Genomic DNA, 24,177 nt, shown 5'->3' with positions numbered 1-24,177 from the left:
TATCATTACTTATTAATGACTGGCTAAATAGACTTTAAATTTTGTCGTTTGTGCTATCACTTCTACACTTTTAAACGTGTCATTTAAAATCGTTTGATAGGGTAAAAATGAGTTTGCTACTATACACAAATAACCATTCAATTTTAGATGTTTTTTGGCTTGGCTAATTAAAGCATTAACCGCAGTATAATCGGTCTGCTTGCCGTCATGAAAAGGCGGATTTGATATAATCAAATGGTATTTATCATTCAAATTAGAAAAAACATCACTGGCAACAACACTGGCTGATAAATGATTACTCGCTAACGTTGCTTTGCTTGATTCTAATGCCGCACTATTAACGTCAGACAGTGTTAACGTAATATCAGGATATAATTTAGCAAGCACTGTTGCCAAAATACCCGAGCCACATCCGACATCTAAAACATGTCCTTTAACAATGTCTGCATGTTCCATCAATGCATTTAATAGCAATTCACTACCCGCATCTAACCCTTTTTGGCTAAATACGCCTGGTAAACTTTTCACTTCAATGTCGTGATTATCGATTGTTAAATGATAGCTCAACCACCATTTTTCAAACTCAAAGGCCAAACGATGATCGGCTTGAAAATGATATAAACTGCAACGTCTGGCACTATCTATTTTTTGGATGGAACCAAACTCATTTAACAAAGCTTCAACACTTTTAATCCCTGAGCGGTTTTCACCAACAATAAAAATATCACTCCCTTTAGCCATGTTATGTAATAAGTAAGACAACTGAAACTGCGCTTCACTTTTTGTTTTTGGCCAATAGTAGATGACCGTATCCATGTTTGTGTAAAAGGTAGAATCAGGTAGCAAAGCAAAAAGCGTTTCGACCTTATGGGTGTAATTTTTTAGTCGTAAATAGGTATGAAACTGAGAACAATGAATTTTGATGTTATGCGCCGAAAAACTTGCCGGATAACTGTCTTGAATATCGCCAGCAAAGATAACATTTTTATTGTTAAAGATACTCTCGTGTCGCTCTATTACTTGACTTGCTGGTGTAAAAGCAGATGTTGCCATATTACCTCAATGAAAAAACCTTTATAAATTTAGCCGTTGATTATACAATTAACGTCCCTTAATCTCTAACAAAAAAACACTTTCTTAATCATGACTGAACAAGATTGGTATTTAAAGCAATGTAATATCACACAATATGTTTTGCGTGATGCAGCGGCGTTCAAAGGTGAACTTGCAACACATATTAGTGATGAAATCCGCTTAATTGTTGTTGCAGAACAAAAGCCAACACAAAAAATATATCAGGATATTTTAAATGCCATTAGTCTTAGCACTGAACACGTATTGGTGCTTACGCCATCGCAACTCATTATTCCTGCTAATGAAATAAATAAAGTGGTATGGTTTATTGATATTCAACCAGATGAATCGTGGCAAAATCAGTTAGTGATTCAAACAACGAATTTAGATGCCTTAGCCAATGCACCACAACAAAAACGCCAGCTTTGGCAACAATTATGTCAATATGAAAACTATTTCCATCCTAAACAAGCATGATTTATCAGAAGCTTATGCATTAGAACAACTTTGCCATCCTATTGCATGGTCTAAACAGACGTTCTTCTCTAACCAAGGCGATCATTATTTAAATTTGAAGCTCACGATTAATAACAAAATAATTGGATTTTGCATATGCCAATTAGTGGCCGATGAAGCAAACTTATTTAATATCGCGATACATCCTAAGTTTAGAAAACAAGGATTAGCAAAAGCGTTGCTCAACTGCCTTATTGACAAGTTAACGACAATCAACCCATCTAACCCTATCACCACGCTTTGGTTAGAAGTTCGACAATCAAATAAGGCCGCTATTTTGTTGTATCATTCACTTGGTTTTAATCAAATTACGATTAGAAAAAATTATTATCCAACTACAGATGGTAAACAAGAAGATGCAATCATTATGGCTTTGACATTAGCCTTATAAAACAGAGGAATATAAGAATGCAAAACCATACCGCATTACTATTTGTTAATGGGGAGCCGCCAAAGCACTACCCTAACACTAGCGATAATTATTGCTGTATAGCGGCAACTGACGGAGCATATCATAATTATTTATCATCAACCTCAATCATTCCCAATTATATTATTGGTGATTTAGATAGTTTTCACCGTGATCGCAACACACCAAACACGACTCAAGTGATTCACACTCCTGATCAAAATAAAACTGACTTTGAAAAAGCGATGTTATTTTTAGCCGATAAAGGAATAAAACGCTTTATTGTGTATGGTGCCTGCGGTCATGCTAGTGATCATTTTTTAGGTAACTTATCAGTTGCAAAACAATATCATCAACAATTTGATATCACTTTTTATGATAATTATTGCCATTTCTTTTTTGCTAAACACCAGCAAGTTCTCACCGGTATAAAAAATCGAATTATCTCATTGATGCCTTTTCCAAAAGTAATCAAATTATCTATTGATGGTGTTCAATATCCGCTGACTAATGCAACGTTGAAGTTAGGCGAGTTAACGAGTTTACGAAATAAGGCAATCAGTGATTTAGTAAAAATATCATTTAAAAATGGTAATTTACTTATCTTCATTGAAGATTTACATACAGATGATTGACAACATTATTTACATTACTTTACAATACTTTACACACATTGGCAGAAGAATTATTATAAAAGGATCCTCTCCATGCTTATAAAGAAACTTTCGGTTTTTATTTGCTCTTCATTACTTTCTTGCATGGTTATTGCACAAAATGCAGCAAAAGAGAATAACACAGATGAGATAATTGATTCATTTCTTCAATGCGACAGTCAATTTTTTGAACAGTTAGCTAAAAATAAGAAATATTTTAGCCAATATGCCGACTTAGATTCGTTTGAAAATATTGCCTATATTCCCGTTCAATCAATGGAATATGATAATAGCAATACAACAATGTTGAAAAAACCAATTAAATATAAAGGATTAACAATAGTTGGTTATCAAAACATCTATATACCCACTACATTATCTGGCAAATTTTATTATTGGGGATTTATCTTTAATAATAATTTAGATGAAGTTAAAAATAATTTAAAAAACCTCAACTGGTTACCTTACAATAATCAAGTCTATATCGCTAATCCTAAAATTTATGATCAAAAAAATAAAGCCCTTCTTTGGCAGGATAACCCATACTCAATTGATATGGTTATTCCACGACTTTGGACGGTTGAAAAATCACTTTATTTAGAAAATATTGCCGATAATCAGAGCCGAATAGCTTGTTCAATTCAAGGCGATATAGAAAAAGATATTCTTTATTTAACTCGCCCAGACATGAAACCCTTAGATGCTAAAATTGAAGCTAAACGTCAAGAAAAAATTAAAGCTTATAAGCTAAAAAAACAAAAAGAGAATGAAGAAAATCTAAAATCTCAACAAAAGAAAGACATGAGTAAAACATCAAAAGAAAATAAATCAAAAGGCGGGGATAAGATTTAAATGAAAAAATTATATTTATTATTGATTCTGTCTTCTTTTTCTGCGTTTGGTAATAGTGTCGATACTAAAATAGCACCAATCAATGATACTGTTGACGAAAAAACAACATCAGACGTAAATGAAATTTTACATAATGAACGCGTTGGTCAGCAATTTATTTCGATAAGTAAATCTAAAGACGACAAATCTACTGGTTATTCATTCATTGATAGAACATCTATTGCCCTCCACCCTTACAACAAACGAATTCGAGTATTTTCGCAAATTGTCAACTATACGCCAGCAATCGAACAAGATAATAGTGATGGTAATAAAATTTCATATCGCTCATTAGTCATTGAACAATTTGCAAATTGTGACAAAATGGAGATGGCTAAAGGAAATATACAGTTATTTGCAAATTACTTCGGCGAAGGTGATTTAATCGGTACTAATGATACTCCTAACCGCTGGGTCGCAATGACAAATAATGACGATGAACTACGCCGATTACTCATTGTTGCCTGCTCTTTACCTATTACTGAATAAATACAGATAACTATTTGACTGCCACTTGATTGTGGCAGGTTAATAGGGTTTATGTTAAAATCTTTTCATTGTCTATTTAGATTATTTTTCTATGAATATAACCGAATTTCATACTATTACCGATCAACTTTATAATCAGATCGAGCTTTTTTTAGATAAATTTGCTGACGAACAAGACATAGATATTGACTACGAAACTAATGGCAATGTTATTACGATCAGTTTTCCTAATCACAGTAAAATTATTGTCAATACTCAAGAGCCGCTTTTCCAAATTTGGTTAGCTACAGCTAAACAAGGATACCATTTTGATTATGTCAATAAGCAATGGATTTGTAATCGTACAGATCAATCTTTTGATAAAATTTTTACCGAATCAGTACAAGAACAAGCAAGGTTGTAAAGTGTAATTCAACAAGGCTAAATATTGCACTTTGTCCTTGTTGAATCAGAATTTTTAAACTTTTTATAGTAATGTAAGATTTGCCAGTTTAACCACTAACCATTTTATTCCTTCATTAATAAAAGCAATCTGCACTCGTCTATGATCGCCTTCACCATCTAAATTAATGATTGTACCTTCACCAAATCGTTGATGTTTAACCTTGCGACCTAATACATAACCATCACTTTCACGTTGCTTTTCAAGGTAAGACTTTTTACGTTCTTGATAAAATTGTGCATCATGACTTAAATCATCAGATTTAAATTCTGATGAAGTTATCATACCTCGATAACTGACCTCATTAAGGTTTTCAACCGGTAATTCACTCAAAAAACGTGATGGTAAGTTACGTTCTTCACGCCCATAAAGTCGTCTTAATTCACATAACGTTAACGTTAAATGTTTTCGAGCTCGAGTAATACCAACGTATGCCAAACGGCGCTCTTCTTCCATTTTATCATTATCTTTAATAGAGCGTTGTGCTGGGAATATGCCTTCTTCTAAGCCAACGATAAACACATTATCAAACTCCAGTCCTTTAGCAGCGTGGAGTGTCATTAGTTGAACAGAATCTTGCTCTTTAATCACATCACGGCTTTCAAGTGAGGTAAAAGCTAAAAATGACTCTAATACTGTTAATGTTTTACCGGTTTGGCTATCTTCAATTACAGTATTTTCATTGATTTTAAAAAACTGTTCTGCTGCCGAAACCAGTTCTTCAAGGTTTTCTAATCTTGATTGACCTTTTATTCCTGGCTCTTGCTCATACATTTGCTGTAAACCAGATAAACGAATCATGACATCAAGCTGTTTATAAAAAGGTAACAAACCGACTTCATCATAGATTGAATCCATCAATTGTAAAAAGCGACTGAGTCCTGAACGCTGACGTTCAGTTAGCGAATTACTTTGGATTAACATTAAGCAAGCATCCCATAATGAAAGACTATGTTGCTTAGCTGTTAGCCTGACTTTATCAAGCGTGACATTGCCAATACCTCTTGTAGGGGTATTTATCGTAGTTTCAAAAGCCATGTCATTATTATGGTCATGTAATAATCGTAAATAAGCTAAAGCCAATTTGACTTCTTGCCGCTCATAAAAGCGAATAGAACCATAAATTTGGTAAGGCACGCCTGATTGCAATAACGTATCTTCAAAAATTCGTGATTGCACGTTGTTTCGATATAATATGGCACAACTCGCGTAGTTTTCACCATTTTCATGGTGTTTTTTTATTTGACCAACTACAAATCGGGCTTCATCAATGTCATTAAAACCAACATAAAGTGAGATTTTTTCGCCATCACCACTATCTGTCCATAAATTTTTACCGAGTCTATTTTGGTTTTTAGCGATTAATATATTGGCTGCATCTAATATATTACTTGTTGAACGGTAATTTTGCTCTAAACGGATAATGTCAGAATCTGGATAATCATGAATAAATAATTGTAAATTGTCAGCATTCGCGCCTCGCCAGCTATAGATAGATTGATCGTCATCACCAACAATCATAACATTGGCAGTATGACCAGCCAGTTTTCGCACTAATCGGTATTGAATCAAATTAGTGTCTTGAAATTCATCAATCAAAATATTGGAAAAACGGTGATGACAATAATTTAACACATCATCATTTTGGCAAAGTAATTCGTAAACTCTTAAAATTAATTCTGAAAAATCAACATATCCTACTCTATCACAAATAGCTTGATAATCGCGATAGATGGTTTGCCACATGATTTGTTTAGGATCTTCAGGCGTGATATCATTAGCACGAAAACCTTTTTCTTTTTGGTTTGATATAAACGCAGCGCACTCTTTTGCCGACCACTGTTTTTCATCAATTTTCAATTCTCGAAAAATGCGTTTGATAAGCCGAATTTGATCTTCAGAGTCAATCAATTGAAAATTCGACGGCAACTTAGCTTGCTGGGCAAACATACGTAATAATCGGTGTGTTAATCCATGAAAGGTACCAATCCACATACCACTAAAGTACCCTTCTCCAACTAATGCTTCGATACGCTCTTGCATTTCTGCGGCAGCTTTATTGGTAAAGGTAACGGCAAAAATTGAATTAGAAGGGTATTGTTTTTCCATGCAGAGCCAAGCAATACGATGAACCAAAACGCGAGTTTTCCCACTTCCCGCACCTGCTAACACAACGGTATATTGGTTATCAGTAGTCACTGCATTTTTTTGTTCGGTATTTAGGTCGTCTAATAATGATTGTCTAATTTCCATTATAAATTAACCCATTTTGATAATACAAACCGGTAACCGGTATCAATTTTATATACATTATTCATTCTTTCATTATTTTTTAGATGTCGTATGTAGACGATAAGCAAATAGGATAAAAGATAGGTTTTAAATCACAGTAATTTATAATTACTGTCAGCTTTACTGTCTATTTATACAGACTTTGCAAGAATTATATCAGATTCTCTAATTCAGGCAATTGTGTTATCTCAATATGAGGTAAACATCTTGCATCGGTAAGCTGCAAAATATCTTGATCAAAAATATTTAGCCAGCACCCTAAAAATCCATTATTAACCGCGCCATTAACATCAGTTATTAAATTATCACCAACATGTAAAATATTACCAGCCGGTAGCGCTAGCCTATCGGCGGCTAAATTGAAAATTTCAGGAAAAGGCTTAGAACGACCATTAGCACCACCACGAAGGGAAAATTGAAAATAGTCACCTAAACCGATTTTGTTAATGTCAACGTTTCCATTAGTAATCACAGCTAAAGGAAATTTTGTTGCTAACAAAGCTAATAAAGTGTGCGAAGATTGAGGAACATTCATTGTATGGCGCCAAAAATTAAACGTTGTCATTGCATCATCAACTATCTGTGCAATCTTAGCGGTTGAAATTTTGGCTTTAATACAAAGCGATTTAATTGTCTCAATTCGCCAAATAATCACATCGTGATAAATTTCTGGATTGGCTGATAACACACCATTTTTTTCGACATGAAAATCAGTTAAAGTCACATTCTGTAATTGAGGACAAATATGCAGCGTTTTTATCATTTCTTGTTCAGATTTTTCAACAATTGTACTATTGTCATACAGTGTATCGTCAAGATCGAAAGTAATGGCTTTAATAGAATTAATTGAACGGTAAAAATGCATTATTTACTTCCTCTTTTCGCTCTGGGGTGTGCAGAATCATAAACTTCTGCCAAATGTGAAAAATCCAAATGCGTATAAACTTGTGTTGTTGACAAATCAGCGTGACCAAGCAATTCTTGTACAGCTCTTAAATCACCACTTGATTCTAACATATGAGTGGCAAATGAGTGACGTAATTTATGCGGGTGCACATGAACGCTTAAACCTTGTTTAACTCCCCATTGTGCAAATCGTTTTTCTACGTTGCGGGGGGATATGCGTTTACCTAATTTAGAAATGAACAGAGCATCATCTTGCGGTTCTAAAAAATCACGCATCGATAACCAATGCTTGATCCATTTTATCGACTCTCGACCTAATGGCAATTTACGCTCTTTGCTGCCCTTTCCCATCACTTTTATTTCAGCATCATTTAAATTTAACTGCCGGCAATTAAGATTAACGAGTTCAGAAAGTCGTAAACCCGAACCATACATAAGCTCAAGCATGGCTCGGTCTCGTACTGACAACGGATCGTTGTATTCTATATCCAAGAGTTGATTAATCTCATCAATATCAATATTTTTAGGCAAATGTTGCCCTACTTTAGGATTTAACACACCGCGTGCAGGATTGGCGACAATAAGTTCATTTTTTACCATCCAATCACAAAAACTTCGTAAGGCAGATAATCTTAAAGATAAGCTTCTAGCCTGTAAACCAGTGCGTTTACTTCGGCTAATTAATAATCTTACTGCCGATGAATCTAAATCTTGCCACTTAATCAGTTCGATTTCTTGCGCTAATGAAATCAGTGCATAGAGTTGACGTTTATAATTAATTTGAGTATTTAAACTAAGTTGCTTTTCTGATTTGATATAATTTAAAAACTGTTCGACTGGCTGAGTTAATAAATCGACATTTTTTTGAGATGAAAGATTCATAATCTGCCTTATTTTTTTCGCATGACCCATTTTTCAATTAATATTGGTAATATTAGACTAATTCTTTCTAATAACAATGTTCCTTGCTCAGCTTGATAATGATGAGGATCGGCACTGGTAAACATGAGCAACCCTAAATCGCCAAATTGACCTAATAACGATAAAGCAACTGAACCGACATAACCATGTTCTGGCAATAGAAAATCTAGCTCAGTAGTATTTAAAGTGCCCAAATACTGATGACTATATTGTAAATGCCTAACTCTTATAAAATCAAAACGTAGGCAATTTAATGCATAGTGATGATGAATAGAAGGTGCATTGAGTAACCATTTATCATCAAAAAGATATAAATAAGCGCCGCTAAGACCTAAAGATTTGGCCCAACTTTTTAATATATTATCTAAATCATTAAGATCGTTTGCTTTAATTAATTGTCCCTGCAAATCCATAAATTGATTGAAAAGCAATTCATTATTACTGGCATATTCCATCAATAAGGTAATTTCGGACTCTAACTGACCAATTTTATTACGTTGCCTTGCCATTTGCCATTCAGGTAATGAAACACCACCACGAATGGGATGAGGGATCTGCATGCTTTGGAGATGATTAGCATTACGAATAAAAAAATCGGGATTATCCATCAAATATTGACTGACTATTTCATCATTCAAATTAGGCTTGTCGGCAACTCGCCTTGTATATTTTGCTTTATGAGCGCGTGTTATTTTAGCAACCATGCTTAATCTCTGTTATCACTTATTTATAATATTTGTGTAAATAAAACTCAAAGAGAATCACTGCATCCATTTAAACTATTAACTTATTTAATGACGAATTTATGATTACAAAACGAATAATCTTATAGTTATATCGCAATAAATCCATCATAGACATGGGTTGCTGGCCCTGTCATATAAAGTGGTTGATTCATTCCCTGCCATTCAATTAAAAGCTTACCACCAGGCAAGTTTACATTGACTTTATTATTCAATAATCCTTGATTAATGCCGACTGCAACAGCAGCGCAAGCACCAGTTCCACAAGCTTGTGTTTCGCCAACACCACGCTCAAACACCCGTAAATCAATGTTGTTGCGATTAATGATATGCATAAATCCGACATTTGCTCGTTCAGGAAAACGTTCATGTTGTTCTAATAGCGGTCCAAGTGTGGCCACTTCAGCGGTGAGAATATTATCGACTTGTAGCACACAATGGGGATTTCCCATTGAAGCCACGCCACATAATACGGTGTTCTCTTGTGCTCGAATAATATAAGTTTTTTCTTCTTTTATTGCTTTAAACGGTACTTTACTTGGTTCAAAAATAGGTTGCCCCATATTAACTCTGACTGTTTCATCATCATTAACTGTTAGTACAATATTCCCTTTTACCGTGCTCACTTTTAAAACACGTTTTTTGGTTAAACCTTTTAAACGAACAAATCTAGCAAAACAGCGAGCGCCATTTCCACACTGCTGAACTTCACTTCCATCTGCATTAAAAATTCGGTAATGAAAATCAGTATCTGGCGCATAAGGAGGCTCTACAAGTAAAAGCTGATCGAAACCAACACCTGTGTATCTATCAGCAAGGCGTTTTATCATTTCTGTTGAAAGATGAACATTTTGCGTTACCGCATCAATGACCATAAAATCATTTCCAAGTCCATGCATTTTTGAAAAGTTCATCGTCACTTACCTTCTATTAAAAACATTGTTATCTATTTACTTATTTTCACTATCCATTAAAAAGTAGTCTAGGATAATTAACAAGGCGCTGGTTAAGATGTTGATTAACCATAAATAAGATTATAGGGTCTCTCCTCGCCATAAATCATCAAACGATTCACGTTGACGAATAAGTTTGTGATGTTGTTCATCGGTCAGCATAACTTCAGCTGGCCTTGGATGGCTATTATAATTTGAAGCCATACTAAATCCATAAGCACCAGCACTACAAATAATTAACAGATCGTCTTGTTGCACTGAAAGCTCTCGCTGATATGCCAATACATCACTCGATTCGCAAATCGGTCCAACAACATTATAGATAAAACGTTGATCGGATGGTTTCGGTTCTTTTTCAGGTAAAACTCGCATCCAAGCTTGATAAAGCGCGGGGCGAATCAAATCATTCATCCCTGCATCAACAATAGCAAAATGATTATCATCTTGATGTTTGGTATATTCAACTTTCGTAATCAATAATCCACTATTAGCAACAATTGATCGCCCAGGCTCTAATAAAAGCTCAAGATCACGATAATTAGCTAATTTTTTCTTCAATTCGCTAACAATCAACGATGCTGAAGGCGGTTGTTCTTGATCATAACGCACCCCTAATCCACCACCTAAATCAATATGTTTAATATGAATATTTTCAGATTTAAGTTTATCAACTATCGCTAATATGCGATCGGCAGCATCAAGAAATGGTGAGGTTTCAGTCAATTGTGAACCAATGTGGCAATCAATGCCAACAATATGAATATGATCTAACGATGTTGCTTTACGATAAATATCTAATGCGGATTGATGGCTGATACCAAATTTATTTTCACGCAAACCTGTTGAGATATAGGGGTGGGTTTTAGCATCAACATCGGGATTAATTCTAAAAGAGATGTTTGCAATTTTATTTAATTTTTTGGCCACATCATTAATGCGATAAAGCTCGGCTTCGGATTCAACATTAAAACATTTGATGCCAACTTCAAGCGCACGTTCGATTTCACTAATAGATTTTGCTACCCCAGAAAAAACAATTTTTTTAGGATCCGCTCCCGCTATCAGTGTGCGTTCTAACTCACCTTGCGACACAATATCAAATCCTGCGCCTAATTTAACAAGCAAGTTCAAAACAGCAAGAGAACTATTGGCTTTTACCGCATAACAGATTAAATGTTTCCTATCTGTCAACTCCTTTTGGTAATCCAAAAACTGCTGTGTAATATATTCGGCAGAATAGACATAAAGTGGCGTACCGTATTGCTTTGCGAGTTCTGAAATTGCGACCTTACCGGCTAGTAATTGACCCTTTTCGTAATGTAAAAAATCCATTATTAATTCCATTAAACTGTTTGATTAAGCAGATGAGTGTTAATTGAAGCATTTGATTTTTGTGCGGGCATATAAAGTGGCCCTTTCAACCCACAACCCAATAACGTTAATATGACGAGCACTAAGGAGAGTAATTTTATCGATGATTTCATACCAAGTTCACAATTTTTTCATTTTTGTAATGAGCACTATATTACACGATAGCCAAATTCGTGCAAAGCATAAATAAACATAACATTATTTAAGGGATTAATCTCGACTTAACAAGGCACAAACGACAAAGTGTAGTCAAAAATTATAATTAAGAAGGAAAAGAATAAATCAATATAACCAAGCGATTTATGAGATGACTCTTTTGAAATAAAAATGTGCAACTTGATCTTGTTGATAAAAGTTTTATCTCAATTTTATTAACTTAGTAAAAAAACATGACAAGATTAATACTTTTTAACCAATTAATTTCACAAGTTACAAGAGTAAAAATATTAAGCATTGATATATTTTTGACGATCAGGTAGCCAACACGCTATAAGTTGCTCAGCCATCTGTGGAGAGTTTTGTAGTAAAGGCAAGGAAACCCTCTGTATTTCACTAATTAAATGTTGATCACGAATTAAATCAACCACTTTAAAATTTGCCATACCCATTTGGCGAGTCCCTAAAATCTCGCCACTTCCTCGAATTTCTAGATCTTTTTGGGCAATCACAAAACCATCATTGCTTTCACGCATCACCTTCATACGAGCTTGTGCAACCTTGCTCAACGGCGCTTGATACATTAATACGCAATGAGACACTGCACTCCCACGTCCAACTCGGCCACGTAATTGATGCAATTGGGCAAGCCCAAGCCGTTCAGCATTTTCAATAATCATTAAACTGGCATTGGGTACATCTACACCAACTTCAATAACGGTTGTCGCAACTAAAAGCTGAGTTTTACCGGCTTTAAAGTTTTGCATAACCGATTGCTTTTCATCAGATTTCATTTTGCCATGAACCAGTGCTATTGATAAATGTGGTAGTTTTTCACGTAATTCTTCAACTAACATTTCGGCAGCTTGTGCATCAAGCGTTTCAGATTCTTCCACTAACGTACACACCCAATAAACTTGACGATTATCCAAACAGGCTTGATTCACTTTTTCAATAATTTCTTCTCGTCGAGAATTAGGAATAACAACGGTTGTAATCGGCGTACGCCCAGGCGGTAATTCATCAATCACTGATACATCCAAGTCGGCATAAACAGTCATGGCTAACGTTCTTGGAATTGGCGTAGCGGTCATGATCAGTTGATGTGGGTAAATTTGATCTTTAATACCTTTTTGCCAAAGTGTTAGCCGTTGGTTTACGCCAAAACGATGTTGTTCATCAATAATCACGAGACCTAACTTAGCAAACTCCACTTTATCAACAAATACGGCATGTGTACCTATTAGCATGGTGATATCGCCGGCTTTGATACGTTCATACCGATCTTTTTTATTTTTTGCCGTTAAACGACCAGATAACCAATCAACGCTAATACCAAGCGGCTCAAACCACTGCTTAAAATTGTTATAATGTTGTTCAGCTAATATTTCGGTTGGCGCCATTAAAACGACTTGTTGATTATTTTCTATCGCATTTAATGCCGCTAAAGCTGCAACTAAAGTCTTTCCAGAACCGACATCACCTTGAATTAAACGCATCATTGGAATAGATTTTGCCATGTCTTGATATATATCTTGTACAACACGTTGCTGAGCATTGGTTGGTTTGAAAGGTAATGAGGCCAAAAACGGCTCAATATAGTGCTGATTTACCTGCATAGCATAAGCTTGTTGCTTTTGATTATCCGTTTTTAAGGTGAGCATACTTAAATGATAAGCAAGTAACTCTTCAAAAATAAATCGTTTAATAGCAGGGTGATTACCATTAGATAATTGAGCAATATCAGTATCAATAGGTGGATTATGAATAATATTCAATGAATCAAAAGCTGACAAAAATTGATTTGCTAGTGGCGAAGGTAAAATTTCTTCAGGTGGGTTGCGCTTTAGTAATAACAGTGCCGCTTGAATCAACTTACGAATCACATTTTGCGTTAAGCCATAAGTTGTGGGATAAATCGGCGTATATCTTTCTTGGGTTGGATCGGTAATTAATGCATTATCTTCTCGATTCGCTCTGACTTTATATTGTGGGTGGATAATTTCACGATAAGTTTTTCCATTTTTGATTTCGCCATAAGCACTCACCCATTTGCCGATAGCTAAACTGGCTTTCATACCTGCATTAAAATGCATAAATCGCAATATAGCGATTCCTGACTCATCTTGAATATGACAAACTAGCATTTGTTTACGCCGAAAAATCACTTCCGTTTTAATGATACAACCTTCGATAGTGGTATATTCACCAATGCTACTGCTACCAATTGCACAACAAGAGGTGCGATCTTCGTATCGCATCGGAAAATGTAATAATAAATCCTGAATGGTTTGAATACCGAGTGTATGAAATTTTTTTTCTAAACTTTCGCCAATACCGGCTAATTTAATTAACGGAATATGGTTTAAAAAACGGTTAGCCATAATAACTAATTGACATTGCGAGTCACACTCACCACATCTTGCTGTAGCGATAACTTACGCATCAGTTCATTAAGTTGTTGAACATTTTTTACTTCAATTTGTAGAATAATCGTATAAATTTGTCGATCTTTTTCTTCAGTATTCAACCATTGAAGATGAGCTTGTTCATCATTAATGATAGACAAGACATGACCTAATGAGCCTTGATTATTGAGAATATCAACCCAAATTTCAGCAACAAAGAGCTGTTCAATATTTGGCGCCCACCTTAAGGGAATATATTTTTCAGGATTATTTTGATAGCCAGTAATATTACGACAAGATTCATGATGTACAGTTAATCCTTTTTCGGCACTAACATGCCCAATAATAGGATCATTTGGAATGGGATGGCAACATTTCGAAAATGTTACAAGTACACCTTCACTACCTGTGATGACTAATGTCTTATTCGCCTCTGAGTGATTATTCAGTAATGCCTTATGTTCTAAGCCTTTAACAATAAAGTGACTCATCACATTACCTAAACCAATTTCAGCCAGTACATCATCAAAAGTCGGTAATTTTGTTAATTCAACAATTCTTGCAATCTGTTTTTGCGAAAGCTCATCAATGCCACCGGTTTTAATCAAAGAGAGATTAAGCAAACGCCGACCTAATTCGATAGCATCTTCACGCTTTAATGTTTTTAAAGCTTGGCGAATACGAGATCGTGCTTTCGCACTGACAACAAAATTTAACCAATTCGCATTAGGACGACCTTCAGGAGAAGTAATAATTTCAACTGTTTGTCCATTACTTAATGGCTGAGAAAGCGGGAATGGCTTACGGTCAACAATCGCACCAATGCATTGATAACCAATATCGGAATGAACAGCATAGGCTAAATCAACTGCTGTTGAACCCTCTGGTAATTGAACAATACGCCCTTTAGGCGTAAAGACATAGATTTCTTTAGGAAAAAGATCGGATTTAACGTTTTCTATAAATTCAAAAGAGTTACCCACGCTTTGTTGTAATTCTAATAAACTTTGCATCCAACGTTGAGCTTTAATTTGAGTAGTGGTGTGATTGAGCTCATCATTTTCGTTATATACCCAGTGCGCAGCGACCCCCATTTCGGCCATTTGATCCATATCCTCTGTGCGTATTTGCACTTCAACGGGAGTACCATGTGGACCAATTAATGATGAATGTAAAGATTGATAGCCATTTGCTTTTGGAATAGCGATATAGTCTTTGAAGCGGTTAAGTCTTGGTTTATATAAATTGTGTACCAAACCGAGTGCACGGTAGCAAGCATCGACATCTTTAACCACAATCCGAAAGATATAAATATCCATGATAGAGTGAAAGTGTTGTTCACGCATTTGCATTTTTTGATAAATGACATAGATATTTTTTTCAAGTCCTTCAACTTCAGCTTCAATATTGGCTTCAGCCAAACGGCCTCTAATCTCTGATAAGATTTGTTGGATTAATTCTTTTCGAGTACCTCGCGCTGCTTTCACAACTTTTTCTAACACTTTCGCTCTATTGGGGTGCATAGCAGTAAAGCCTAGGATTTCCAACTCGGTCTTAATATGATGGATTCCCAATCGATGCGCTAAGGGTGCATAAATTTCTAATGTTTCTTTCGCAATTCGTCTACGTTTGTCAGGTCTTAATGCACCTAATGTGCGCATGTTATGAGTACGATCGGCAAGTTTAATCAATATAACTCGCACATCTTCGGTCATGGCTAACACCATTTTGCGAAAATTTTCGGCTTGCGCTTCTTGCCTGTTACGAAATTTTAGCTTATCAAGTTTGGAAACACCTTCAACTAAAATAGCGACATGCTTGCCAAATTCTTTTGTTATATCTTGAAAAGTGACGGGGGTATCTTCGATAGTATCATGTAAAAGTGCGGCAATGATAGTTTCATAATCAAGCCGCATATCCGCTAAAATCGTTGCGACAGCAACTGGGTGAGTAATGTACGGTTCACCACTACATCGGAATTGCCCTTCATGCGCTTTTTGAGCAAAAAAATAAGCTTTTTGAATCACTTCAACTTGTTTAGCTGGAAGATAAGATGCAACAATCTCTTTTAAGCTATCAAAATATTGCATAGGCAATTCTCAAAAAAACTTATTCGTACGAGGGAGTATTTTCGAGCAGAATCGATTCATGAAGTGCAGAACGAACTTCCGCTTCTTCATCTTGTAAAGCTTGGAAATCAGCACTATCAAGAATTTGTTTATTGACAAGACCATCTTCTATTTCACGTAATGCTACAACGGTTTCCTTGTCGTTTTCTTCCGGAACTAATGGCGACTTATTTTCAACTTGTAATTGGCGAGCACGTCTTGCTGCAACTAAAACTAGATCAAAGCGATTACCAATTTTTTCTACTGCATCTTGAACAGTTACACGAGCCATTTTTACCTCTAATTTGTTTTACTAAATTACCTAATGTGAAAGATCGCTTATTGTACTTAATTTTAAGGGGAATTGTCCATATTTATATTATTTCACAATGTAAAATAAACACTCTTATAGTCAATGCCTAATAATATTAGGCGATAACTTCTAACCAGACATTTGGCCCAATTATTGGCATGTTTAGTAAGTAACGCCGTAAAGCATCTAAAGCAATCGCACAAAAAATTTTGCGCTCAGTTTGTCGATTTTGCAAACGACCAGTATATTTTAAATTACATTGCCAAACCTGTTTTGACGTTGCGATTAATAACGTAAATTCGCTATTTTTTTCACGAAAATTAACCAGTCCAAGCACAATATTTGCATGATTATGTTTTAAGACCTGTAAACAATACGATTTTGGATCTTCAAGTAACAAGGGTAGAATTTCTGATTTGACTAAAGGTGCAGCTGATTCAAACAATTGTGAGCCAACAATCCCAGCCGATTGCTGTTCAATAACAGCGATAGTCAAATTTTTATCAAGCAATAATCTAGAAACCAGTTGGGCTAAACCAAACGTATCTTGTTGGCTTAACACACCTTCAAATAAAAAATTGCTAGAAACAATAACTTTGATTTTAGACCATAATTCATCCATTTTATCTTTTTGAGACTCTGGTCCTGTTAGTTTTAATTCAATAATTGGCATTGCGGCACGATAGCCAATTATAATATCGTCTGGAATATCAATTTTAGCTTCAATTTCTGTGGCGAGATCACTTTCAGTTCGTCCCATTGTTGTTAATCGATAACACAATTTTTTATCAAAGGGTGGCAAGCGCTGCGTAATCTCGAGTAATATTGAGTTTTGTACCATTTCTTTAAATTCTGATGGTACACCGGGTGTAAAAAATAGCAAACAGTTGTTGATTTCCATTTTAAATCCACAAGCCGTGCCGATTGGGTTATCAATTAAAGAGGCACTTTCAGGCAACATTGCTTGCTTAATATTACTTGAAGGCATGGTTTTGCCACGACTAGTAAAATAATGTTCAATTTTAAGTAGCCAATCATGGTTTAATGTCAGTGATTCATTGTTAGCTTTAGCAGCAGCTTCGGCGGTTAAATCATCGCTTGTTGGTCCTAAACCACCATTAATAATAATAATGTCATTAACTAAGCTACGCTGCTTGAATGTATGAATCAATTGTTCTAAATTATCACCAACGGTATACCTTGATGTGATCGTAATACCTTCTTCAAATAGCAACTGCGACAACCATGTAGCATTAGTATCAATTATTTGACCATATAACACTTCGTCACCGGTGCTAATCATCTCAATTTTAGGCATTTTGCTAATTTGATTCATAATATTCCTTAACATGCTAATTAATGATTATAAGATGGTTTTATTATTACTGATTTAAAGCATCTTCATTATTTTCCATGTGCTCTTTACTTTGTACTAACCGAACTGAAAAATAGAGATCATAAGCAAATTCAATATACTGTTCATCTAACTTAATATTCATCTGTTTAAACCAGTTTTTTAATGTTTTTCGTCGACCTGATAGTATCAAAATCACATTTCTGACTTTCAACGATTTCACCAGCTCTTCAATACCCGACAAAACACTAACATCTTTATACGTAAAACAAGGAATAGCATCGACAATGACATAACTTATCGGTTGCGGTGCTTCGTCAATATAACTGATAATTCTGCGCTTAAAATAAGCGATGTTAAAGTAAGTAAGTGGAGAGTTAAATCGATAAATAATGGTATTATCTAGAGGTTTAACGTCTTTTCCTAAAGAATGAATACGACCACTTTCATCAACCCCAAGTAATTGATCTTTAGGCCTAAATACTCGCCTTAAAAATAAGAATAAACCTAATAACACCGCTAGCGCCATACCGGGAATAATACCAATGACTAACACCGAAACTAGCGTGGTTAAACTTAAATAAAACGCATCACGATCAAATTTAAAAAAGCGAATAATAGTCTGAAAGTTAATTAGCGAAATAGAAGAATAAATTAAAATTACCCCTAACACACAGGTTGGAATATATTTTAATGGGGATAATAAAAACAAGACAACAAAACCAATAATGATAGCTGCAATAATCGAAACTAACTGAGTTTTGCCACCATTAGCATCATTAACCGCCGTACGCGATGACGTACCACTAACCACAAATCCTTGCGATAATCCTGCCACAATATTTGCCATACCTAAGGCTTTAAATTCAACATCAGCGTTAGTTTCATAGTTATTTTTTGAAGCAAAACTTCGTACTGTTATCATCATACTGACAAAACAAATAATCGCGATATTCAGTGATGGCACAACTAAATCACGCATCAAGCCTTTATCAAAATCAAGCCATGATTCAACGGGGATAAAATCACCAGTCACTGCGCCAATAATTCGAATATTGTGAGATTCAAAATTAAATAACCAAGAGAGAAAAGTCATCACAACCACGGCAAAAAGCGGTGCGGGATAACGCGGTTTTATTTTTTTTAAACCGATCAATATCACCAAAGTAAACAGTGAGATTAATGCTGTGAAGAGATGAATTTGTGGAATTTTAAACGGTAAATAGACAACACGTTCAATTAAGTAAGAGTAATCATAAGAAAACCCTAATGTCTTGGCGAGTTGATCTACCATTATGGTGATTGAAATGCCATTAAGTAAACCAATCAATATCGGTTGACTCAGTAAATCAGCCAGTGCACCTAAGTGCAATTTGCCGGCTATGATACACCATATTCCAATCATAATTGTTAATATAACTACCAACTGCCAACGCAAAATAGGATCATTTGATGCTAGTGGTAAAACTACTGCTGCAACTACTGCACATGTTGCAGTATCAGGACCAACAATAAGTTGTCTGGAAGAACCAAAAAGTGCATAAACAATCAACGGTAATATTGTTGAATATAATCCAGCAATTGCACCAACACCAGTGAGTTCAGCATAAGCAATAGAGACGGGTAAAGAAACAGCTGCAACTGACAAACCCGCTTTAAGATCAAAACTAAAGTAATCACGCCTATAGTGTAATAAATTTTTTAAACCTGGCATCCATAAAGCAATTTTTTGCATTAGTGCGCTGTTTGTGACTCTTCCCATATATGTCTTTTATTTCCCTGCTATACTCATATTATCAATCAATATCGATCCACATTGGATATTGGTTCTTGTTTCAATATCATCACCAATGGCTACAATATTTTGATACATATCTTTAAGATTTCCGGCAATGGTAAATTCATTAATTGGATACTGTATTTGACCATTTTCAACCCAAAATCCAGTTGCGCCTCGAGAATAATCGCCGGTAATATTGTTGACACCTTGCCCCATCAATGATGTTACAACAACACCTTTATCTAATTTAGCCAACATAGCATTGAAATCACTGCGAGGCTGGCTAGAAGAGATTAACCAGTTATGAATTCCCCCTGCGTGCCCCGTTGATTTTAAACCTAATTTTCGGGCTGAATAATTCCCGAGTAAATACGTTTGCAATACGCCTTGCTCAATAATATTACGTTTGACCGTTTGGGTTCCCTCACTGTCAAAAGGAGAAGATCCGACACCTTTTAGAATGTGAGGATCTTCAAAAATAGTTAACCATGAAGGAAACACAGATTTGCCAATACTATCTAACAAAAATGAGGACTTACGATAAATTGCTCCCCCACTAATTGCACCAACTAAATGACCAATTAAGCCAACCGCCACCTCTGGACAAAATAGGACAGGCGCTTGCATTGTGGCTATCTGCTGGGCGCCTAAATGTGAAATAGTTCGTTGTGCTGATTGTTCGCCTACCCATGAAGGGGATCTCAGCTCACTAATATCACGTGACGAAGTATAAGCGTAATTACGCTCCATTTGACCATTTTGTTCTGCAATAACCGAACAAGATAGAGAATGCGAACTCGCACAATAGCCTTGTAACATTCCTAAACTATTGCCATACATGTAAATGCCATAACGACTACTAAAATAGCCACCATCACTACTTTTTATTTTTGGATTAGCAAGTGCCACTTGTTCCGCTTGCTTTGCTTGCTCAATAGCTCGATCCACATTCAAATCACTTGGGTAAAAAAGATCCAAATCAGGCGCATTAAATGCCATTAAAGAACGATCACCTAATCCTGAGTAGGGATCGGGTGAAGTGTATTGCATAATATTAACCGCCATATCAATAGTTTGAGCAATAGCCTTAGGGGATAAATCATTAGTAGAAGCGCTCCCCTTTTGCTGATTTTGATAGACAGTAATAGCTAACGCACCATCACTATTAAATTCGACCGTTTCAGGTTCACCTAAACGGGTACTAACATTAATACCGGTTGACTGATTAATTGACACTGCAACTGAATCAACACGCGATTTTGCTTTAGCAATAGTATCAGCCACTATAGCCGACAAGTTTGCTTGTTGATCTTTTGCCTCTTTTTTAATTTGTTCAATACTCATTTTATTATTTTCTACAATTCTGCTAGTGATACGTTATAATAAGCCAGAAATGCATTTTAGTTAACAAAAGAAATTATATGAATCAAAATCAAAAGACAACCGAAGAAGCAAACTTTAATGTCGATGATATCGAAGATGAAATTATCTACGTTAGTAAAAGTGAAATAAAAAGAGATGCTGAAGAACTTAAAAAACTCGGTATTGAACTCGTTAATTTAAGTAAAAATGAACTTGCTAAAATCCCCCTTGATGAAGATTTACTCTATGCCATCGAATTAGCTCAAAAAATCAAAAAAGAGGGTTACAGAAGGCAAATTCAATATATTGGTAAATTACTCAGAAATCGGGATATCGAACCAATTACACTTGCCTTGGATAAACTCAAAAACCGCCATAATCAACAAGTCGCGATGTTTCATAAACTTGAAATGTTACGCGATGAACTGATTGAAACCGGTGATGCTGAAATGATTATGGATTTATATCCAAATGCTGACAGGCAGCAGCTACGTACTTTTGCTCGTATAGCTAAAAAAGAGTTAGCGTCGAACAAGCCTCCGAAAACAGCCAGACAGATTTTTCAATATCTAAAAGAATTGAGCGACACGGAATAACTTTTATAATGTGTGCTTATGACTTATCACTAAACAATATTATTAACAAATAAATAATAGAGGATACAAAAATGGGACTTTTGAATGTACCAGCAGGTAAAGAATTACCAGATGATATTTATGTAGTAATTGAAATTCCAGCGAATGCTTCACCAATAAAATACGAAGTTGATAAAGATACGGGTGCTGTATTTGTCGATCGCTTTATGGCGACAGCAATGTTTTACCCATGTAATTATGGTTATATCAACCATACACTATCTTTAGATGGTGATCCTGTTGATGTGTTAGTCCCAACGCCTTACCCTTTACAACCCGGTGCCGTTATTCGTTGTCGCCCAGTTGGCGTTCTAAAAATGACAGATGAGTCAGGTGTTGATGCAAAATTAGTTGCGGTGCCTCATACCAAACTGACAAAAGAGTATGATCATATAAAAGATGTTGACGATTTACCGGAACTACTCAAGTCACAAATTAAACACTTTTTTGAACAATACAAAGCGTTAGAAAAAGGTAAATGGGTTAAAGTTGACGGTTGGGAAAATGTCGATTCTGCGCGTAAAGAGATTTTAGAATCTTTTGAAAGAGCAAAAAAGAAATAAAATTACTGTTAATTTCACAATTTGATGTAAAAAAGTAACCGTTAAACCAGAGTGATGAAATCTTTTTCTGATACTCTGGTTTTTTTTGTAAATTACACTTTCGAAATAATTATAAAATTTTTAAGATTTAATAATTTGTTTTAGATCAAATTACATTTATTTAACTAAAAATTTATAAAAAACTGCACTCTAACATGAAAAAATTGTCATTAATATCTTGCTTTCGATTATAATTTGTGCGGTAATAGTAACAGACTTATAACAAAGCTATTCATTATGAAAACGATTAACTTTTTAATGTAAATTTATTTATATTTTTTAGTTATGAATTACATAATCTATACTAAGTTTAAGTCTATGCGAGCCGTAAAGGCAAATTATTAATTATTGTTAGGATGTCTAGTAAATGAATAAGAAAACAGGCCAAGTCAAATGGTTTAACGAGAGTAAAGGTTTTGGTTTTATTACCCCTACCGATGGAAGCAAAGACGTCTTTGTCCATTTCTCAGCTATTTCCGGTGACGGATTCAAAACTTTAGCTGAAGGACAACAAGTTGAATTTGCAATCCAAGATAGCCCTCGCGGACCAGCTGCAGCTGATGTTGTCGTTATTTAATAGCTAATTAATTCGTTAATTAGTCTAAGTAAAAAGCCCATTTGCGAAAATGGGCTTTTTTATTTATCGCGTAATCATCATTGACTATTTTAATTACAAAAAAAGGCAACCATATGGTTGCCTTTCTAATATGACACAAAAATGACTTATTTTTTAGAAACAACAGCAATTAAGTCTAATACTTTGTTTGAATAACCAACTTCATTATCATACCAAGAAACAAGTTTAACAAAAGTATCACTTAATTGAATACCTGCTTTAGCATCGAATACTGAAGTACAAACTTCACCTAAGAAGTCAGTTGAAACTACATCATCTTCTGTATAGCCAAGCACACCCTTCATTGGGCCTTCAGCAGCAGCTTTGATTGCTTTACAGATATCTTCGTATTTAGCAGGTTTTGCTAAACGCGCAGTTAAATCAACAACAGAAACATCTGGAGTTGGAACACGGAAAGCCATACCAGTTAATTTACCATTTAATTCAGGAATAACTTTACCTACAGCTTTAGCAGCACCAGTTGAAGATGGGATGATGTTTTGTGCAGCACCACGACCACCACGCCAATCTTTGTGAGATGGACCATCAACAGTTTTTTGAGTTGCTGTTGTTGCGTGAACAGTTGTCATTAATGCTTCAACAATACCGAAGTTATCATTAACAACTTTCGCTAAAGGTGCTAAACAGTTAGTTGTACATGAAGCATTAGATACGATATCTTGACCTGCATAATCTTTATCGTTAACACCCATTACAAACATAGGCGTACTATCTTTAGATGGACCAGTTAATACGACTTTTTTTGCTCCTGCTTGGATATGTTTACGCGCAGTTTCGTCAGTTAAGAATAAACCAGTTGCTTCAGCAACAACATCAACACCCACTTCATTCCATTTTAAGTTTGCTGGATCTTTTTCAGCAGTAACACGGATTGTTTTACCATTAACGATTAGTTTTCCGTCTTTAACTTCAACTTTACCATCAAAACGTCCATGAGTTGAATCATATTTAAGCATATAAGCCATATATTCAACATCTAATAAATCATTGATTGCAACGATTTCGATGTCAGAACGTTTTTGAGCAGCACGGAAAACAATACGACCAATACGGCCAAAACCATTAATACCTACTTTGATTGTCATAACAATTACCTTCTTTTGTGTTAAACGATAAAAATAACTGCAAGTAAACTATCAAATTTTAATAGGTTATTCAAGAT

24 protein-coding genes are annotated in these 24,177 nt (G+C 35.2%); 9 read left to right on the top strand and 15 right to left on the bottom strand.

Annotation, left to right across the window (positions count from 1 at the left end; genetic code table 11):
- Positions 1–12: 12 nt before the first annotated feature.
- Positions 13–1,053, bottom strand: a complete 1,041-nt coding sequence (rsmC, locus tag J3U59_RS04545) for a 16S rRNA (guanine(1207)-N(2))-methyltransferase RsmC (protein ID WP_267333105.1) — start codon at positions 1,051–1,053, stop codon at positions 13–15.
- Positions 1,054–1,143: 90 nt separating this feature from the next.
- Here rsmC and J3U59_RS04540 point away from each other — a divergent pair, with 90 nt between their 5' ends.
- The 6 genes from J3U59_RS04540 to cyaY all read left to right on the top strand — a co-directional run bounded on the left by J3U59_RS04540 (position 1,144) and on the right by cyaY (position 4,435).
- Entirely contained in the window at positions 1,144–1,551 is a 408-nt protein-coding gene (locus J3U59_RS04540) for a DNA polymerase III subunit psi (protein ID WP_267333106.1), read from the top strand.
- Positions 1,520–1,981 (top strand): ribosomal protein S18-alanine N-acetyltransferase, encoded by a 462-nt coding sequence (rimI, locus tag J3U59_RS04535; protein WP_267333107.1) that lies wholly within the window; start codon positions 1,520–1,522, stop codon positions 1,979–1,981. Before J3U59_RS04540 ends, rimI begins: the two co-directional genes overlap by 32 nt.
- A 17-nt stretch (positions 1,982–1,998) precedes the next feature.
- Positions 1,999–2,634: a thiamine diphosphokinase gene (locus J3U59_RS04530; protein ID WP_267333108.1), complete on the top strand. Its 636-nt coding sequence runs from the start codon at positions 1,999–2,001 to the stop codon at positions 2,632–2,634.
- A 72-nt stretch (positions 2,635–2,706) separates the two neighbouring features.
- A complete protein-coding gene (locus tag J3U59_RS04525) occupies positions 2,707–3,504 on the top strand; it encodes a hypothetical protein (protein WP_267333109.1) in 798 nt (265 codons plus the stop codon).
- Positions 3,505–4,032: a surface-adhesin E family protein gene (locus J3U59_RS04520; RefSeq protein ID WP_267333110.1), complete on the top strand. Its 528-nt coding sequence runs from the start codon at positions 3,505–3,507 to the stop codon at positions 4,030–4,032. It begins immediately after the preceding gene.
- A 91-nt stretch (positions 4,033–4,123) separates the two neighbouring features.
- On the top strand, positions 4,124–4,435 hold the full coding sequence (cyaY, locus tag J3U59_RS04515; RefSeq protein ID WP_267333111.1) for an iron donor protein CyaY: 312 nt from the start codon (positions 4,124–4,126) through the stop codon (positions 4,433–4,435).
- Positions 4,436–4,498: 63 nt separating this feature from the next.
- On the opposite strand, the gene uvrD is transcribed toward cyaY, so the two are convergent.
- From uvrD to pmbA, 13 genes are all read right to left on the bottom strand, one after another.
- Positions 4,499–6,727 (bottom strand): DNA helicase II, encoded by a 2,229-nt coding sequence (gene uvrD, locus J3U59_RS04510; protein WP_267333112.1) that lies wholly within the window; start codon positions 6,725–6,727, stop codon positions 4,499–4,501.
- Positions 6,728–6,917: 190 nt separating this feature from the next.
- A complete protein-coding gene (yigB, locus tag J3U59_RS04505) occupies positions 6,918–7,631 on the bottom strand; it encodes a 5-amino-6-(5-phospho-D-ribitylamino)uracil phosphatase YigB (RefSeq protein WP_267333113.1) in 714 nt (237 codons plus the stop codon).
- Entirely contained in the window at positions 7,631–8,554 is a 924-nt protein-coding gene (gene xerC / locus J3U59_RS04500) for a tyrosine recombinase XerC (RefSeq protein ID WP_267333114.1), read from the bottom strand. The genes yigB and xerC overlap by 1 nt, the downstream gene beginning before the upstream one ends.
- An 8-nt stretch (positions 8,555–8,562) precedes the next feature.
- Positions 8,563–9,297: a DUF484 family protein gene (locus tag J3U59_RS04495; RefSeq protein WP_081297465.1), complete on the bottom strand. Its 735-nt coding sequence runs from the start codon at positions 9,295–9,297 to the stop codon at positions 8,563–8,565.
- 128 nt (positions 9,298–9,425) lie between these two features.
- On the bottom strand, positions 9,426–10,250 hold the full coding sequence (dapF, locus tag J3U59_RS04490) for a diaminopimelate epimerase (protein ID WP_267333115.1): 825 nt from the start codon (positions 10,248–10,250) through the stop codon (positions 9,426–9,428).
- 120 nt (positions 10,251–10,370) lie between these two features.
- Positions 10,371–11,621 (bottom strand): diaminopimelate decarboxylase, encoded by a 1,251-nt coding sequence (gene lysA, locus J3U59_RS04485; protein WP_267333116.1) that lies wholly within the window; start codon positions 11,619–11,621, stop codon positions 10,371–10,373.
- An 11-nt stretch (positions 11,622–11,632) separates the two neighbouring features.
- Positions 11,633–11,773, bottom strand: a complete 141-nt coding sequence (gene lptM, locus J3U59_RS12025; RefSeq protein WP_267343819.1) for an LPS translocon maturation chaperone LptM — start codon at positions 11,771–11,773, stop codon at positions 11,633–11,635.
- Between the two features lie 333 nt (positions 11,774–12,106).
- The gene (gene recG / locus J3U59_RS04480; RefSeq protein WP_267333117.1) at positions 12,107–14,200 is read right to left on the bottom strand and encodes an ATP-dependent DNA helicase RecG; all 2,094 of its coding nucleotides are present in this window, start codon (positions 14,198–14,200) and stop codon (positions 12,107–12,109) included.
- Between the two features lie 5 nt (positions 14,201–14,205).
- Positions 14,206–16,314 carry a bifunctional GTP diphosphokinase/guanosine-3',5'-bis pyrophosphate 3'-pyrophosphohydrolase gene (spoT, locus tag J3U59_RS04475; RefSeq protein WP_267333118.1) on the bottom strand — a complete coding sequence of 703 codons (2,109 nt, stop codon included), beginning with the start codon at positions 16,312–16,314 and terminating at the stop codon, positions 14,206–14,208.
- Positions 16,315–16,333: 19 nt separating this feature from the next.
- Entirely contained in the window at positions 16,334–16,624 is a 291-nt protein-coding gene (rpoZ, locus tag J3U59_RS04470; RefSeq protein ID WP_065633529.1) for a DNA-directed RNA polymerase subunit omega, read from the bottom strand.
- 136 nt (positions 16,625–16,760) lie between these two features.
- The gene (locus tag J3U59_RS04465; RefSeq protein ID WP_267333119.1) at positions 16,761–17,981 is read right to left on the bottom strand and encodes a CinA family nicotinamide mononucleotide deamidase-related protein; all 1,221 of its coding nucleotides are present in this window, start codon (positions 17,979–17,981) and stop codon (positions 16,761–16,763) included.
- Positions 17,982–18,027: 46 nt separating this feature from the next.
- Positions 18,028–19,761 carry a SulP family inorganic anion transporter gene (locus J3U59_RS04460; protein ID WP_267333120.1) on the bottom strand — a complete coding sequence of 578 codons (1,734 nt, stop codon included), beginning with the start codon at positions 19,759–19,761 and terminating at the stop codon, positions 18,028–18,030.
- 9 nt (positions 19,762–19,770) lie between these two features.
- Positions 19,771–21,123 carry a metalloprotease PmbA gene (pmbA, locus tag J3U59_RS04455; RefSeq protein ID WP_267333121.1) on the bottom strand — a complete coding sequence of 451 codons (1,353 nt, stop codon included), beginning with the start codon at positions 21,121–21,123 and terminating at the stop codon, positions 19,771–19,773.
- A gap of 77 nt (positions 21,124–21,200) precedes the next feature.
- On the opposite strand from pmbA, the gene yjgA reads away from it, so the two are divergent.
- The 3 genes from yjgA to J3U59_RS04440 all read left to right on the top strand — a co-directional run bounded on the left by yjgA (position 21,201) and on the right by J3U59_RS04440 (position 22,955).
- Positions 21,201–21,737, top strand: a complete 537-nt coding sequence (gene yjgA / locus J3U59_RS04450) for a ribosome biogenesis factor YjgA (protein ID WP_267333122.1) — start codon at positions 21,201–21,203, stop codon at positions 21,735–21,737.
- A 71-nt stretch (positions 21,738–21,808) separates the two neighbouring features.
- Positions 21,809–22,339, top strand: a complete 531-nt coding sequence (gene ppa / locus J3U59_RS04445) for an inorganic diphosphatase (RefSeq protein ID WP_065633526.1) — start codon at positions 21,809–21,811, stop codon at positions 22,337–22,339.
- Between the two features lie 406 nt (positions 22,340–22,745).
- Positions 22,746–22,955, top strand: a complete 210-nt coding sequence (locus tag J3U59_RS04440) for a cold shock domain-containing protein (RefSeq protein ID WP_065633525.1) — start codon at positions 22,746–22,748, stop codon at positions 22,953–22,955.
- 146 nt (positions 22,956–23,101) lie between these two features.
- On the opposite strand, the gene gapA is transcribed toward J3U59_RS04440, so the two are convergent.
- Positions 23,102–24,100 carry a glyceraldehyde-3-phosphate dehydrogenase gene (gene gapA / locus J3U59_RS04435; protein ID WP_065633524.1) on the bottom strand — a complete coding sequence of 333 codons (999 nt, stop codon included), beginning with the start codon at positions 24,098–24,100 and terminating at the stop codon, positions 23,102–23,104.
- Positions 24,101–24,177 lie beyond the last annotated feature (77 nt).

Origin of the sequence: Gilliamella sp. B3783 (genome assembly GCF_026536125.1) — a bacterium.
Lineage (GTDB): Bacteria > Pseudomonadota > Gammaproteobacteria > Enterobacterales > Orbaceae > Gilliamella.
This window is presented reverse-complemented; position numbering and strand designations above follow the sequence as displayed.

Excerpts from the sequence above, each read along its gene's own strand:
- rsmC (WP_267333105.1), bottom strand. The coding sequence starts at position 1,053 with ATGGCAACATCTGCTTTTACACCAGCAAGTCAAGTAATAGAGCGACAC.
- J3U59_RS04540 (WP_267333106.1), top strand. The coding sequence starts at position 1,144 with ATGACTGAACAAGATTGGTATTTAAAGCAATGTAATATCACACAATAT.
- rimI (WP_267333107.1), top strand. The coding sequence starts at position 1,520 with ATGAAAACTATTTCCATCCTAAACAAGCATGATTTATCAGAAGCTTAT.
- J3U59_RS04530 (WP_267333108.1), top strand. The coding sequence starts at position 1,999 with ATGCAAAACCATACCGCATTACTATTTGTTAATGGGGAGCCGCCAAAG.
- J3U59_RS04525 (WP_267333109.1), top strand. The coding sequence starts at position 2,707 with ATGCTTATAAAGAAACTTTCGGTTTTTATTTGCTCTTCATTACTTTCT.
- J3U59_RS04520 (WP_267333110.1), top strand. The coding sequence starts at position 3,505 with ATGAAAAAATTATATTTATTATTGATTCTGTCTTCTTTTTCTGCGTTT.
- cyaY (WP_267333111.1), top strand. The coding sequence starts at position 4,124 with ATGAATATAACCGAATTTCATACTATTACCGATCAACTTTATAATCAG.
- uvrD (WP_267333112.1), bottom strand. The coding sequence starts at position 6,727 with ATGGAAATTAGACAATCATTATTAGACGACCTAAATACCGAACAAAAA.
- yigB (WP_267333113.1), bottom strand. The coding sequence starts at position 7,631 with ATGCATTTTTACCGTTCAATTAATTCTATTAAAGCCATTACTTTCGAT.
- xerC (WP_267333114.1), bottom strand. The coding sequence starts at position 8,554 with ATGAATCTTTCATCTCAAAAAAATGTCGATTTATTAACTCAGCCAGTC.
- J3U59_RS04495 (WP_081297465.1), bottom strand. The coding sequence starts at position 9,297 with ATGGTTGCTAAAATAACACGCGCTCATAAAGCAAAATATACAAGGCGA.
- dapF (WP_267333115.1), bottom strand. The coding sequence starts at position 10,250 with ATGAACTTTTCAAAAATGCATGGACTTGGAAATGATTTTATGGTCATT.
- lysA (WP_267333116.1), bottom strand. The coding sequence starts at position 11,621 with ATGGATTTTTTACATTACGAAAAGGGTCAATTACTAGCCGGTAAGGTC.
- lptM (WP_267343819.1), bottom strand. The coding sequence starts at position 11,773 with ATGAAATCATCGATAAAATTACTCTCCTTAGTGCTCGTCATATTAACG.
- recG (WP_267333117.1), bottom strand. The coding sequence starts at position 14,200 with ATGGCTAACCGTTTTTTAAACCATATTCCGTTAATTAAATTAGCCGGT.
- spoT (WP_267333118.1), bottom strand. The coding sequence starts at position 16,314 with ATGCAATATTTTGATAGCTTAAAAGAGATTGTTGCATCTTATCTTCCA.
- rpoZ (WP_065633529.1), bottom strand. The coding sequence starts at position 16,624 with ATGGCTCGTGTAACTGTTCAAGATGCAGTAGAAAAAATTGGTAATCGC.
- J3U59_RS04465 (WP_267333119.1), bottom strand. The coding sequence starts at position 17,981 with ATGAATCAAATTAGCAAAATGCCTAAAATTGAGATGATTAGCACCGGT.
- J3U59_RS04460 (WP_267333120.1), bottom strand. The coding sequence starts at position 19,761 with ATGGGAAGAGTCACAAACAGCGCACTAATGCAAAAAATTGCTTTATGG.
- pmbA (WP_267333121.1), bottom strand. The coding sequence starts at position 21,123 with ATGAGTATTGAACAAATTAAAAAAGAGGCAAAAGATCAACAAGCAAAC.
- yjgA (WP_267333122.1), top strand. The coding sequence starts at position 21,201 with ATGAATCAAAATCAAAAGACAACCGAAGAAGCAAACTTTAATGTCGAT.
- ppa (WP_065633526.1), top strand. The coding sequence starts at position 21,809 with ATGGGACTTTTGAATGTACCAGCAGGTAAAGAATTACCAGATGATATT.
- J3U59_RS04440 (WP_065633525.1), top strand. The coding sequence starts at position 22,746 with ATGAATAAGAAAACAGGCCAAGTCAAATGGTTTAACGAGAGTAAAGGT.
- gapA (WP_065633524.1), bottom strand. The coding sequence starts at position 24,100 with ATGACAATCAAAGTAGGTATTAATGGTTTTGGCCGTATTGGTCGTATT.